At 63.2% G+C, this 13,326-nt stretch carries 8 protein-coding genes; all 8 read left to right on the plus strand.

Annotated elements, in window-relative coordinates; genetic code table 11:
- Positions 1 to 193: 193 nt before the first annotated feature.
- On the plus strand, positions 194 to 1,765 hold the full coding sequence (gene glgA / locus N005_RS00955; RefSeq protein ID WP_047698580.1) for a glycogen synthase GlgA: 1,572 nt from the start codon (positions 194 to 196) through the stop codon (positions 1,763 to 1,765).
- Between the two features lie 8 nt (positions 1,766 to 1,773).
- Positions 1,774 to 3,576: a malto-oligosyltrehalose trehalohydrolase gene (gene treZ, locus N005_RS00960; RefSeq protein WP_047698582.1), complete on the plus strand. Its 1,803-nt coding sequence runs from the start codon at positions 1,774 to 1,776 to the stop codon at positions 3,574 to 3,576.
- Positions 3,573 to 5,651 carry a 4-alpha-glucanotransferase gene (gene malQ / locus N005_RS00965; RefSeq protein ID WP_047698584.1) on the plus strand — a complete coding sequence of 693 codons (2,079 nt, stop codon included), beginning with the start codon at positions 3,573 to 3,575 and terminating at the stop codon, positions 5,649 to 5,651. The genes treZ and malQ overlap by 4 nt, the downstream gene beginning before the upstream one ends.
- Positions 5,648 to 8,434: a malto-oligosyltrehalose synthase gene (locus tag N005_RS00970; RefSeq protein ID WP_047698586.1), complete on the plus strand. Its 2,787-nt coding sequence runs from the start codon at positions 5,648 to 5,650 to the stop codon at positions 8,432 to 8,434. Before malQ ends, N005_RS00970 begins: the two co-directional genes overlap by 4 nt.
- Before the next feature lie 20 nt (positions 8,435 to 8,454).
- A complete protein-coding gene (locus tag N005_RS00975) occupies positions 8,455 to 8,796 on the plus strand; it encodes a DUF2934 domain-containing protein (protein WP_047698588.1) in 342 nt (113 codons plus the stop codon).
- 171 nt (positions 8,797 to 8,967) lie between these two features.
- Positions 8,968 to 11,121: a glycogen debranching protein GlgX gene (glgX, locus tag N005_RS00980; RefSeq protein ID WP_047698590.1), complete on the plus strand. Its 2,154-nt coding sequence runs from the start codon at positions 8,968 to 8,970 to the stop codon at positions 11,119 to 11,121.
- A gap of 268 nt (positions 11,122 to 11,389) precedes the next feature.
- Complete coding sequence (locus N005_RS00985) at positions 11,390 to 12,154, plus strand: PIG-L deacetylase family protein (protein WP_047698592.1); 765 nt, start codon at positions 11,390 to 11,392, stop codon at positions 12,152 to 12,154.
- A gap of 230 nt (positions 12,155 to 12,384) precedes the next feature.
- On the plus strand, positions 12,385 to 13,185 hold the full coding sequence (locus N005_RS00990; RefSeq protein WP_047698594.1) for an endonuclease/exonuclease/phosphatase family protein: 801 nt from the start codon (positions 12,385 to 12,387) through the stop codon (positions 13,183 to 13,185).
- Positions 13,186 to 13,326 lie beyond the last annotated feature (141 nt).

Consider the following 13,326-nt stretch of genomic DNA (forward strand, 5'->3'; position numbering starts at 1 on the left):
ACGGGTCAGGTTAGAGGTAGGGCAACAGCGGCTGGTGCAGTCCTTGCACAGCCCCATTACCTGATTCGCTTCGCCGCATTGGGCAGCGCTTTGCTCTCCTTGCGTAGCGCTTGTGCGCCTGGCCGCAGGATTCGGCCAATGAAACAACAGCTCTGGCGCGTGCCGGAAACAGATCGAGATACAGGAGATACTTATGATCAGTGCTGCCTTGGAACCCCAGCAAGTCCGTTCACAACTACCGCCGGCGGCCGAATCGCCGACGGCACCGGTGCTGTCCACCGGAGGCAAGGCACTGCTCCCCGTCGTCCGCCAGAACCCCAACCGCAAGAAAGTCCTGTTCGTCACCTCGGAAATCGCCGATCTGGTGAAGACCGGCGGCCTGGGCGACGTCTCGTCCGCCCTGCCCCGGGCGATGGCCGGTCTGCATGATGTCCGGGTGCTGATTCCCGGTTATCCGCAGGTGATGAACAGCGGCAATCCGATCCACATCGTTGGCGAGCTCGGCGGCCATGCGGCGCTGCCACCCTGCAAGATCGGACGCATGGACATGGCTGACGGCCTGGTGATCTACGTGCTGATCTGCCCCGAACTGTTTGCCCGGGAAGGTTCGCCCTACGGCGCCAACAATGGTCGCGACTGGCCGGACAATCACATCCGCTTCGCGCGCCTGGGCCTGGCCGCGGCGGACATTGCCGCCAACCTGGCACAGATCCACTGGTGCCCCGATCTGGTCCACGCCCATGACTGGCCGGCCGGGCTGGCGCCCGCCTACATGCACTGGCGCGGACAACGCACCCCGACCCTGTTCACCATCCATAACCTGGCGTACCAGGGCGTCGTCAGCCTGGCTTCCTGCCCTGAGCTGGGCATTCCCGAGCATGCGCTGCAGCAGGAAGGCATGGAGTTCTACGGCAAGCTGTCGTTCCTCAAGGCTGGCATGGCCTATTCCAGCCACATCACCACGGTCAGCGCCACCTATGCCCAGGAAATCACCACTCCGGCGTTCGGCTGCGGGCTCGATGGTTTCCTCGCGGCCAAGACCCAACAAGGCTTGCTCAGCGGGATTCCCAACGGCATCGACGAAAGCTGGGATTCGGCCACCGACACGCACCTGTTCCGCAAATTCGCCATCGGCGACTGGGAGGGCAAGGCGGTGAACGCCGACCACGTGCGCGAACTGTTCGGCCTCGATGAGTCCAAGGGCCCGTTATTCGCCGTGGTATCGCGCCTGGTGTACCAGAAAGGCCTGGACCTGACCGAAGCCGTGGCCGAATTCATCGTCGAGTCCGGCGGCCAGATCGCCATCATCGGCCGTGGCGAACCGGAAGAAGAACAGGCCATGCGCGAGCTGGCGCTGCGTTTCCCCGGTCGCATCGGCGTGCGCATCGGCTTCAACGAAACCGATGCGCGGCGGATGTTCGCCGGCAGTGACTTCCTGCTGATGCCATCGCGCTATGAACCCTGCGGCTTGAGCCAGATGTATGCCCAACGCTTCGGCTCGCTGCCGGTGGCGCGCAATACCGGCGGCCTGGCGGACACCATCGAAGACGGCATCACCGGTTTTCTGTTCGCCGAGTCCACCGTGGACAGCTACAAGCAGGCACTGAGCCGGGCCTTCAAGGTCTTCGCTTTCCCCGAACTGCTCAACGCCATGCGCTGCCGGGCGATGTCGGCACCTTTCAACTGGAGCAAGGCGGTCGAACCCTACGCCGAACTCTACGAACAACTGGTGGCTCAATCCCTGGGTAAATCGGCCAGACAATGAGGTGATCGATGCCGTCAAGGACGCCTGACACCTGGACCCACGGCGCGACCCTGCTTGATGCCGAGCACACTCGCTTCGCCCTGTGGGCCCCGGATGCGTTTTACGTCAGTGTCGAACTCGACACTGGCGAATCAATACCGCTGCTGCCCCAAGCCAACGGCTGGTTCATGATCCAGACCCGCTGCCCCGCCGGCACCCGCTATCGCTACAACATCGACGGAGAATTGGAAGTCCCCGATCCCGCTTCCCGTGCCCAGGCCGGAGACATCGACCGCCCCAGCGTGGTGGTCGATCCCCACGCTTATCAATGGCGCCACACCCAATGGTCCGGCCGCCCCTGGTACGAAGCAGTGATCTACGAATTACATGTCGGCACCCTCGGCGGTTTCGAAGGGGTCGAGCAGCAACTGGCACGCCTGGCCGGGCTGGGTGTCACCGCCATCGAACTGATGCCCCTGGCGCAGTTCCCCGGTGATCGCAACTGGGGCTACGACGGCGTCCTGCCCTATGCGCCCCAGGCCTCCTATGGCACGCCGGAGCAGCTCAAGCACCTGATCGACAGCGCCCACGGTCACGGTCTCGCGGTGATCCTGGATGTGGTCTACAACCACTTCGGCCCCGATGGCAATTACCTGCACCGCTACGCCAAAGGCTTCTTTCGCGAAGACAAGCACACGCCCTGGGGCGCGGCCATCGATTTCCGTCGCCGCGAAGTGCGGGACTTCTTCATCGACAATGCGCTCATGTGGTTGCTGGAATACCGCTTCGACGGCCTGCGCCTGGATGCCGTGCACGCGATTGAAGACCCGGATTTTCTCCAGGAGCTGGCCACCAGGGTGCGTCAACAGGTCGACCCGGCGCGGCATGTCTGGCTGACCGTGGAGAACGAACACAACCAGGCGAGCCTGCTCGAGCAGGGTTACGACGCCCAGTGGAACGACGACGGCCACAACGCCCTGCATGTGTTGCTCACCGGGGAAACCGACGCCTATTACGCCGACTACGCCGAACAGCCCACGGAAAAACTGGCACGCTGCCTCAGCCAGGGTTTCGTGTTCCAGGGCCACCTCAACCGCCATGGCGAGCCCCGGGGCGAACCCAGCGGTCATTTGCCCGCCAACGCGTTCGTACTGTTCCTGCAGAATCACGACCAGATCGGCAACCGAGCCCTGGGCGAGCGCCTGCACCAGTTGACTCCGCCACAGGCTCTGCAGGCGGCGACGGTGCTTCTTCTGTTGAGCCCGATGATTCCGTTGCTGTTCATGGGCGACGAAGTGCTGGCCGAACAGCCGTTCCTGTTTTTTACCAGCCACCACGGTGAACTGGCAGAGCTGGTGCGCGAGGGCCGGCGTAACGAGTTCAAGGCTTTCAGTGCCTTTGCCGACCCCGAGAAACGCAAGCGGATTCCCGATCCCAACGCGGCCGCCACGTTCGACGCCTCGCGACCGAATCTGGAGTCCCGTGGGCCGGAGCAGCAAGCCAGCGAGGCGCTGTACCGTCAGTTGCTGAAAATCCGTCGCGAAGAAATCGTCCCGCGCCTGCCCGCGATTCAGGCATTGGGGGCCGACGTGCTGGGCCACGGCGCGATCAGTGCACGCTGGCGGATGGAGGACGGCAGCGTGCTGCGCATCGACCTGAACCTCAGCGAACAGCCGGTTGAACACAGCGCCCCGGAGCAAGCGCGCATTCTTTTCGAACATCCGCAGCAAGCCATGGGTCTGTTGGAACAGGGTGCTCTTGCGCCCTACAGCGCGCTGGTCACTCTGACGCAAGCGGCAACGTTGCCCAACATTACTGGAGAGCGCCCATGAGCGATGCGCAACTGGAAATCCTCGCCGGCCGGGCGGGCCTGGCGGTGGACTGGATCGATGCGAATGGCCGGGCCCAGAAAGTCTCGCCGGCGGTATTGCGCTCGGTCCTGACGGGCCTGGGCCATCCGGCCGGCAGTGCTCAGGAAATCGACGCCAGTCTTTTGCAATTGCAGGAAGAGCAACAGAATCATCGTCTGCCCCCCTTGATCACCGCCGACGTCGGCGCCAGCATCGACCTGAGCCGCTATTTCGAAGGCTCGGTACCCTGCGAGATCCAGCTCGAGGACGGCGCGACGCTGAACCTGAAGCTCGACGCCGATGCGAAGCTGCCGGGGATGGTCCCGGTGGGCTACCAGCAGGTCCGCATCGAGGACCAGCATTTCACCCTGGCCGTCGCGCCCGCCCGCTGCTACAGCGTGGCCGAGGCCGTCGACGACCCGACGCCCAGGGCCTGGGGCTTGAGCGCACAGCTGTATGCGCTGCGCCGCCCCGGCGATGGCGGCTTTGGCGATACCCAGGCGTTGGAAGAACTGGCACGGGTGGCCGGCGAGCGCGGTGCCGATGCCCTGGCTATCAGCCCGATACACGCGATGTTCAGCAGCGACACCGGTCGCTACAGCCCCTACTCGCCCTCGAGCCGGCTGTTCCTCAACAGCCTGTATGCCGCGCCGGGCGCGATCCTGGGGGAGCGGGCCTTGCGCACGGCGATCGACGCCACGGGCCTGGTCAATCAACTGCGCCACCTTGAAGAACAGCCCTTGGTGGACTGGCCGGTGGCGGCCGAGGCCAAGCAGAAAATCCTCCGCGCCCTGTACGACGGCTTCAGCCAGGGCGAGCATCCGTTGCATGAAGACTTCAGCAGCTTCCGCCACACCAGCGGCGAAGCCCTGGAGAACCACTGCCGTTTCGAGGCCCTGCAAGCGGAACGCGCCGCCCGTGGCGAAAGCCTCGACTGGCGCCAGTGGCCTGAAGAGTGGCGCAATCCGCGCAGTGCGGCGCTGGCACGTTTCGCCGAGGAAAACGCCGACGAAATCGGCTACTACGCGTTTTGCCAATGGCTGATTGCCCGATGCCTGGAACGGGCCCAGAGCGCCGCCAGATCCAGCGGCATGGGCATCGGCCTGATCGCCGACCTGGCGGTGGGTGCCGACGGCGCCGGCAGCCAGGCCTGGAGCCGCCAGGATGAATTGCTGGCCTCGCTGACCGTAGGCGCACCACCAGACATCCTCAATCGTTCCGGCCAGGGCTGGGGCATCTCGGCGTTTTCGCCGGAAGGCCTGGTGCGCAACGGCTTTCGCGCCTTCATCGAAATGCTGCGGGCCAACTTTGCCCATGCCGGCGGCTTGCGCATCGATCACGTCATGGGCCTGCAACGGCTGTGGGTGATCCCCAACGACGCGCCGCCCTCCGATGGTGCCTATCTCTATTATCCGGTGGACGATTTGCTGCGCCTGCTGGCCCTCGAATCCCATCGCCATCAGGCCATCGTGCTCGGCGAAGACCTCGGCACCGTGCCCGACGGTCTGCGGGAGAAGCTCAGCGCCCGCTCGATACTGGGCATGCGGGTGCTGTTGTTCGAACAGGACAACACCCGCTTCAAGCCCATTCTCGATTGGCCGGACAACGCCTTGGCGACCACCAGCACCCATGACCTGCCAACCCTCAATGGTTGGTGGCACGGTCATGACATCGACTGGAACGCCCGCCTGGACCTGATCGACTCCCATACCGAAATGGACTGGCGCCGGCATCGCGAGCGTGAGCGCGAGGGCCTGCGGGACGTGCTGAACCAGGACCCGCAGAACTTTCGCGAAGAGCATCGCGAGACCGATCAGGTGCTGGACGCCAGCGTGCGCTTCCTTGGCCATACCCGCGCACCATTGGTACTGCTGCCACTCGAAGACGCCCTGGGCATCGACGAGCAGGCCAATCTGCCCGGCACCACCGACACTCACCCCAACTGGCGCAGGCGCCTGCCCGGCGAGAGCCAGGCGCTGCTGGATGGCCCGGACGCCGCGCGGCGTCTGGAAATACTCGCCTGCGCGAGGCTTCAGGCGAACGAGCGTGACCAATGAAACAGACGTCGACCCAACCCCTGCGGGCCACCTTGCGCCTGCAGTTCCATAAAGGCTTCACCCTGGACGATGCTGTACCGCTGGTGCCGTACTTCGCCTCGCTGGGCATCAGCCACGTGTATGCCTCGCCCCTGCTCAAGGCCCGGGCCGGCTCGATGCACGGCTACGACGTAGTCGACCCGACCCTGGTCAACCCCGAGTTGGGGGGCGAAGCCGCGCTCAAGCGCCTGGTGGCAACCTTGCACGAGCATCGGATGGGCCTGATCCTAGACATCGTCTCCAATCACATGGCGGTCGGCGGTAACGATAACCCCTGGTGGCTGGACCTGTTGGAATGGGGGCGCTTGAGCCCCTATGGCGAGTTCTTCGATATCCAGTGGCACTCTCCCGATCCGCTGATGGAAGGCCAGTTGCTGCTGCCATTCCTGGGCAGCGACTACGGCGTCGCGTTGCAGGAAGGAACGCTGAAGCTGCGCTTCGATCCTGGCTTGGGCCGCTTCTACGTCGAGCATTACGAGCATCACTTTCCCATCTGCCCGATGCAGTATGGCGAACTGCTCAGACCCGCCGACGACTTGCCAGCCCAACAGGCCGAACCCCTCAAGGCCCTGGCGGAGCGCTTCACCACGCTGAACTACCAGACCGACGCCCATACCCTCGCCCGCCCGCTCCAGCAGGAATTGAGCGAATTGGCTACGCAGGGGCAAATCCTGAGCGCCATCGAAGGCAACCTGCGCCGTTACGACTCCGAGGAACCCGAGGGTTTCCAGCGCCTGCATGAATTGCTGGAACGCCAGAGCTATCGCCTCGCCAGTTGGCGCACGGCGGCGGATGACATCAACTGGCGGCGGTTTTTCGATGTCAACGAGCTGGGTGGCTTGCGGGTCGAACGCCCGGCGGTGTTCGAAGCGACCCACGCGAAGATTTTCGAGTTGATCGAAGAAGGGCTGGTGGACGGATTGCGGATCGATCACATCGACGGCCTGGCCGACCCTCGCGGTTACTGTCGCAAATTGCGCAGGCGTGTCGATGGGCTGTCGCCGTCGCGGCACCTACCGATCTTCGTCGAGAAAATCCTCGGCGATGGCGAGACGTTGCGCCGGGACTGGAACATCGATGGCAGCACCGGCTACGAATTCATGAATCAGATTTCGCTGCTGCAGCATGATCCGAGCGGTGCCGCGCCCCTCGCCGAGTTCTGGAGCCGCCACAGCGAACGACCGGCGCACTTCATCGAAGAAGCCCGCCTGGCCCGCCAGCAGATTCTCAACGGTTCCCTGGCCGGGGACTTCGAGAGCGTCGCCCAGGCCTTGCTGCAAGTCGCCCGGGACGACGTGATGACCCGCGACCTGACCCTCGGGGCGATTCGTCGGGCGTTGCAAGAACTCATCGTGCATTTCCCGGTGTACCGCACCTACATCAGCCCTTTGGGGCGAAGCGCGAAAGACGAGGGATTTTTCCGTCAGGCCCTGGAAGGCGCGAGGCAAACCCTCAGCGAAGCCGACTGGCCGGTGCTCGACTGCCTGGCCGACTGGCTCGGTGGAATGGCCTGGCGGCAACGTCCACGAGGGAGCCAGCGCAAACGCCTGCGCCATGCCTGTGTGCGCTTCCAGCAACTGACCTCGCCCGCTGCCGCCAAGGCCGTGGAGGATACCGCCCTGTATCGCTCGGCGGTCCTGCTGTCGCGCAATGACGTGGGCTACAACACCGAACGTTTCAGTGCTCCGTCGCAGGAATTCCATGAGGCTTGCCTGGAACGGCAGGCGCATTTTCCCGATAACCTGATCACGACAGCCACCCACGACCACAAGCGTGGCGAAGACACCCGGGCACGGCTGGCGGTGCTCAGCGAACGCGCTGACTGGTACACCGCCTGCGTCGAGCAATGGCGGATTCTCTCCCCGTCGCTGCACAGCGATCCCGCTGCGCCCTCGGCCGGCGATGAGCTGATCATGTACCAGGCGTTGCTCGGGAGCTGGCCACTGGACCTCGATCTCAACGATCACAAGGCACTCTCGGACTACAACGAACGCTTGTGGCAGTGGCAGCGCAAGGCGTTGCGTGAAGCCAAGCTGCAAAGCAGCTGGGCGGCCGTCAACGACGCCTATGAACAGGCGACCCAGATGTTCCTGGAACGACTGCTGCTGGGCGATGAAGGACTGCCGCTGCGCAGCGCCATCGCCGAGGCTGTCCAGGCCATCGCTCCGGCGGGCGCCCTCAACAGTCTGGCGCAGACACTGTTGCGCATGACAGTACCCGGCGTACCGGATCTGTACCAAGGCGCCGAGTTCTGGGATTTCAGCCTGGTGGATCCGGACAACCGCCGCCCGGTGGACTTCGATGCGCGCCGTCGGGCACTAGAGGCCGACAGCCCGCCTGCCGAGCTGATACGCGACTGGCGCGATGGCCGGGTCAAGCAGGCCCTGATCGCCAGGACGCTGGCGTTGCGGGCCGAATACCCGGAGTTGTTCCGCCAGGGCAGCTACCAGCCATTACCGGTGACCGGCGAACACGCGGACCGGGTCCTGGCCTTCATGCGTGAGCACGAGCAACAGCGGGCCATCGTGGTGGTACCGATCCATGCCGCCGGCCTGCTGGGCAACGGTACCGAACCCTGGGTGACCGCTTCGAACTGGGGCGATACCCGCGTTTCGCTACCGTTCGCCGTGGAGGATGGAAAACTGAAGGGACTTTTTACACACACAACAGTCACACCCCAAGGGGAGTTGATGGTCAACACCGCACTGGGGGATTTCCCGGTCAACGTCTTTATCCCATCTTGAGTCATGTCAGGAGCATTGCGATGAGTACCGACGATAAACGCATTCGTGAATTCGCCTATCAGATCTGGGAATCCGAAGGTAAGCCTGCCGGGCAGGAAGAGCGTCATTGGGAGATGGCACGCAAATTGGCCGAAGCCGAAGCGCTGGCGCCGAGCAAACCAGCCAAGGCCGCCGGCAAACCAGCCGCCGGCAAGGCCGACGGCATCAAGCCTGTAGCGGCCAAGAGCACCCCGGCCAAGGCGCCGGCAAAAAGCGCCGCGCCCAAGGCCAAGCCTGCGGCTAAACCCGCTGCGGCAGCGCCAGCGGCTGGCAAGCCGGCCGACAAGAAACCACGAGCGCCGCGCAAGCCTCCGGCGGTTTGATCCTCGGGCTCAAGCAGACCGCATTTGTGGCGAGGGGATTTATCCCCGCTGGGCTGCAGGGTTCTGTGTCAGCTCTAGTCACACTGGAGCGTCAGCTCTGGCCACACTGGAACCAATGATTTCTGAACCACCCGCTTTGCCGTATCTGTCTGTCTTTTGCAGGAGCAACCCATGACCCGTCCAAAGAAAACCACCCCGCCGCCTGTTCTCGAGGCCTCGCGGATTCGTGAAGGGCTGCCGTTCCCGCTCGGTGCGACCTGGGATGGCCTGGGGGTCAATTTCGCGTTGTTCTCAGCCAACGCCACCAAGGTCGAACTGTGCATCTTCGATGACACCGGCGAGATCGAACTCGAACGCATCGAACTGCCGGAATACACCGACGAGATCTATCACGGGTATCTGCCCGATGCCCATCCGGGGCTGATCTATGGCTACCGCGTCTACGGGCCCTACGATCCGGAGAACGGTCATCGTTTCAACCCCAATAAACTGCTGATCGACCCCTACGCCAAACAACTGGTGGGCCAATTGAAATGGTCCGAGGCGCTGTTCGGCTACACCATCGGCCACCCCGATGGCGACCTCAGCTTCGATGAGCGCGACAGTGCCCCATTCGTGCCCAAGTGCAAGGTCATCGACCCTGCCCACACCTGGGGTCATGACCATCGGGTCAGCGTGCCTTGGGACAAGACCATCCTGTACGAGACCCATGTGCGCGGCATCAGCATGCGCCACCCCGCCGTACCGGAGAACCTGCGCGGAACCTTCGCCGGGCTGATGGTCGACGACGTGCTTGAACACATTCGCAAACTGGGCGTGTCGTCGGTCGAGCTCTTGCCCATCCATGCGTTCGTCAACGACCAGCACCTGTTGCACAAGGGCATGACCAACTACTGGGGCTACAACAGCATCGCGTTCTTTGCCCCGGACCCGCGCTACCTGGCCAGCGGCAAGATCGCCGAGTTCAAGGAAATGGTCGCGCACCTGCACGATGCCAACCTGGAAGTGATTCTCGACGTGGTCTACAACCACACCGCCGAAGGCAACGAGCAAGGCCCGACCCTGTCCATGCGCGGTATCGACAACGCCTCCTACTACCGGCTGATGCCCGATGACAAACGCTACTACATCAACGATTCGGGCACCGGCAACACCCTGGACCTGAGCCACCCATGCGTGCTGCAGATGGTCACCGACTCCCTGCGCTACTGGGCCACGGAGATGCACGTTGACGGGTTCCGCTTCGACCTTGCCACCATCCTCGGCCGGTATCACGACGGTTTCGATGAACGCCACAGTTTCCTTGTTGCCTGCCGCCAGGACCCGGTGCTGCGCCAGGTCAAAATGATCGCCGAACCCTGGGACTGCGGCCCGGGTGGTTATCAGGTGGGACGTTTCCCACCGGGCTGGGTCGAGTGGAACGACAAGTTCCGCGACACCGTGCGCGCGTTCTGGAAAGGCGACGACGGCCAGCTTGCCGACTTCGCCAGTCGCATGACCGCCTCGGGCGAGATGTTCAACCAGCGCGGGCGCCGTCCCTATGCCTCGGTGAACTTCGTCACCGCCCACGACGGTTTTACCCTGCACGACCTGGTGTCCTACAACGACAAGCACAACGAAGCCAACGACGAAAACAACCAGGACGGCAGCAACAACAACCTGTCCTGGAACCACGGAGTGGAAGGCCCGACGGATGATCCGCAGATCAACGCCCTGCGCCATCGGCAGATGCGCAACTTCTTCGCGACCCTGCTGTTGGCCCAGGGCACGCCGATGATCGTCGCCGGGGACGAGTTCGCCCGCACCCAGCATGGCAATAACAATGCCTATTGCCAGGACAGCGAGATCGGCTGGGTCAACTGGGACCTGAGCGAAGACGGCGCGGCATTGCTCGAGTTCGTCAAGCGGCTGATCAAGTTGCGCCTGGCCTACCCGATCCTGCGCCGTGGACGGTTCCTGGTGGGTAACTACAACGAGGACATCGGCGTCAAGGACGTGACCTGGCTGGCACCGGACGGTAGCGAGATGACCATCGAACAGTGGCAGGACGGCCATGGCCGCTGCCTGGGAATGCTGATGGACGGCCGTGCCCAGGAGACCGGCATCCGCCGCAAGGGCGGTGACGCGACGTTGTTGCTGGTGGTCAACGCACACCATGACATCGTCAATTTCCGCCTGCCGGAAGTGCCTGAAGGCAGTTTCTGGACTTGCATGGTAGATACCAACCAGCCCAAGGTACGGGGCCAGGAGCGTTTCGATTTCGATTCCGAATACTCCGTCACGGGCCGCTCCTTGCTGTTGTTCGAGTTGCAGCGCGAAGAGTAAAACTGGTTCGGTGACAAACGGTTACAGACAATCGGGTGCCGCAAGGACGCGGCCCTGAAGCCGTATCACCGGCTTGTACAGTCCAGTTCGAATAAGAAATTGCAGTTCAGATACACAAGTGACGCGACGAATCGAGCGTCATGGTCAATACTTCACAGGCGGTATTCCAGGATTCGGAGCACTGCGGATCGCAGCCAGCCCCTTCGGGGCATCCGGGCAGTCGGCCCGATGCGTGGCTGAAAGATTGAATACAACAAGGACGTACCCCATGAAACTTGCCTCTCGCTTGCAAGGTCGGCAGCACCCGCAAATCTGGAACAGCTCGCCCCAGCTGGCCGACATTCCCATCATCAGCACCCAGACACTCATCCCCGCCGGCGCCCGCGCCGTCATCCTTTCCCCGCACCCTGGCGATGAGATCGGTGCCTGTGGCGGCTTGCTGCAATTGCTCAGCAACCTGGATTATCCGATGTTGCTGATCTCGGTGACCGACGGTGACCTCAACCACCCCGCCTCGCCTTTGTGGACCGATGAGCGCCTGCGCATCTATCGGCCCCACCCCCAGGAAAGTGTGGATGCCCTGAATCGCCTGGGCGTATCGACCCACGGTTTGCAGTGGGTGCGCGGCGGCTTCCCGGAAAAAGCCCTGACCGAACATGAGGCACAACTGACCGCCTTCATCGGCCATTACCTGCGACCCGGCGACGTGGTGTTCGGTACCTGGCGCAAGGACGGCGACAGCGATCATGAAACCGTCGGTCGCGCCGGTGCCCTGGCCGCTGAAAGCGTGGGCGCGACCTTCAACGAACTGCCCGTGTGGGCCTGGCACTGGCCAGTTCGGGAGCAGAACAAGATCCCTTGGCACCGTGCGCGAAAACTGCGTCTGGACGTCTGGACCACCGCCCGCAAACGCCACGCGATGCACGCCTACGCCAGCCAGCTCAACGGCGAACCCGCCAGCGGCATCGCCCCGCTGGTGCCACGGGTCATCCTGGATCGCATGGGGTTGCCGTATGAGATTGTGTTCATCTGAAGCCCCACGAACGCGTTGGGCCAGGTAGGGCCTCTTCGCGAGCAGGCTCGCTCCCACAGGGGATTTGTGGCGACACTGTATTGTGTGACCATCCGAAGCCCATGTGGGAGCGAGCCTGCTCGCGAAAGCGGTGATGGATCAACATGAAAGTCGGCTGAAGCAGTAAATATCCGGAACTGCCAATGCCCCCATCAGTCGCATGAACAGGTACCTCTGATTCAGGAGTGAATGTGACTCGCGATCCCGACTGGCAAGCTGTCGAATCGGTGCCATTGGATTCGCCTGTGGCGGTCCATCGGCTGCAAGTGCTGACGGTCAATACCCATAAGGGTTTCACCGCCCTGAACCGCCGTTTCATCCTGCCGGAACTCCGTGAAGCGGTGCGCAGTACCGGCGCCGACCTGGTTTTCCTGCAGGAAGTCCTGGGCGAGCACGACCGCCATGCCTCGCGCTACGACAACTGGCCGCAGACGTCCCAGTACGAATTCCTTGCCGACAGCATGTGGAACGATTTCGCCTACGGCCGCAACGCGGTGTACCCCGACGGCCATCACGGCAACGCGCTGCTGTCCAAATACCCGATCCGCCAGTTCCGCAACCTCGACGTTTCAATCACCGGTCCGGAGCGACGGGGGCTGTTGCATTGCGTGCTGGACGTGCCGGGTCACGCCGAAGTCCATGGCATCTGCGTGCATCTGAGCCTGTTGGAAAGCCATCGCCAACTGCAGCTCAAATTGCTCTGCCAATTGCTCGAATCCCTGCCCGAGGACGCCCCGGTGATCATCGCCGGCGACTTCAACGACTGGCAGCTGCGCGGCAACGTCACCCTCGCCCAGCGACAGTATCTGCACGAAGCCTTCGAGCACCACCACGGCCGTCCGGCCAGGACCTATCCGGCGCGTTTCCCCCTGCTGCGCCTCGACCGTATCTACTTGCGCAACGCCACCAGCCATGCCCCGAAAATCCTCGGCAGCAAGCCCTGGACGCACCTGAGCGACCACCTGCCGCTGTCGGTGGAAGTTCATCTGTAAAGCTGGCGATGGAGCGCTGATGACAACGTGCCACCTGTAAGTTCTGACAGTAGCGACGTATATCTTTCATTGTTACGGTGCCATCCCATACAGCGAGCGTTGCCAGGCCCTGTGTGCCAGTTGTCGTGCAGCCGATGCTGA

It is taken from the genome of Pseudomonas mediterranea CFBP 5447 (assembly GCF_000774145.1).
Lineage (GTDB): Bacteria > Pseudomonadota > Gammaproteobacteria > Pseudomonadales > Pseudomonadaceae > Aquipseudomonas > Aquipseudomonas mediterranea.

Coding starts and splice junctions, on each gene's coding strand:
- glgA (WP_047698580.1), top strand. CDS start 194: ATGATCAGTGCTGCCTTGGAACCCCAGCAAGTCCGTTCACAACTACCG.
- treZ (WP_047698582.1), top strand. CDS start 1,774: ATGCCGTCAAGGACGCCTGACACCTGGACCCACGGCGCGACCCTGCTT.
- malQ (WP_047698584.1), top strand. CDS start 3,573: ATGAGCGATGCGCAACTGGAAATCCTCGCCGGCCGGGCGGGCCTGGCG.
- N005_RS00970 (WP_047698586.1), top strand. CDS start 5,648: ATGAAACAGACGTCGACCCAACCCCTGCGGGCCACCTTGCGCCTGCAG.
- N005_RS00975 (WP_047698588.1), top strand. CDS start 8,455: ATGAGTACCGACGATAAACGCATTCGTGAATTCGCCTATCAGATCTGG.
- glgX (WP_047698590.1), top strand. CDS start 8,968: ATGACCCGTCCAAAGAAAACCACCCCGCCGCCTGTTCTCGAGGCCTCG.
- N005_RS00985 (WP_047698592.1), top strand. CDS start 11,390: ATGAAACTTGCCTCTCGCTTGCAAGGTCGGCAGCACCCGCAAATCTGG.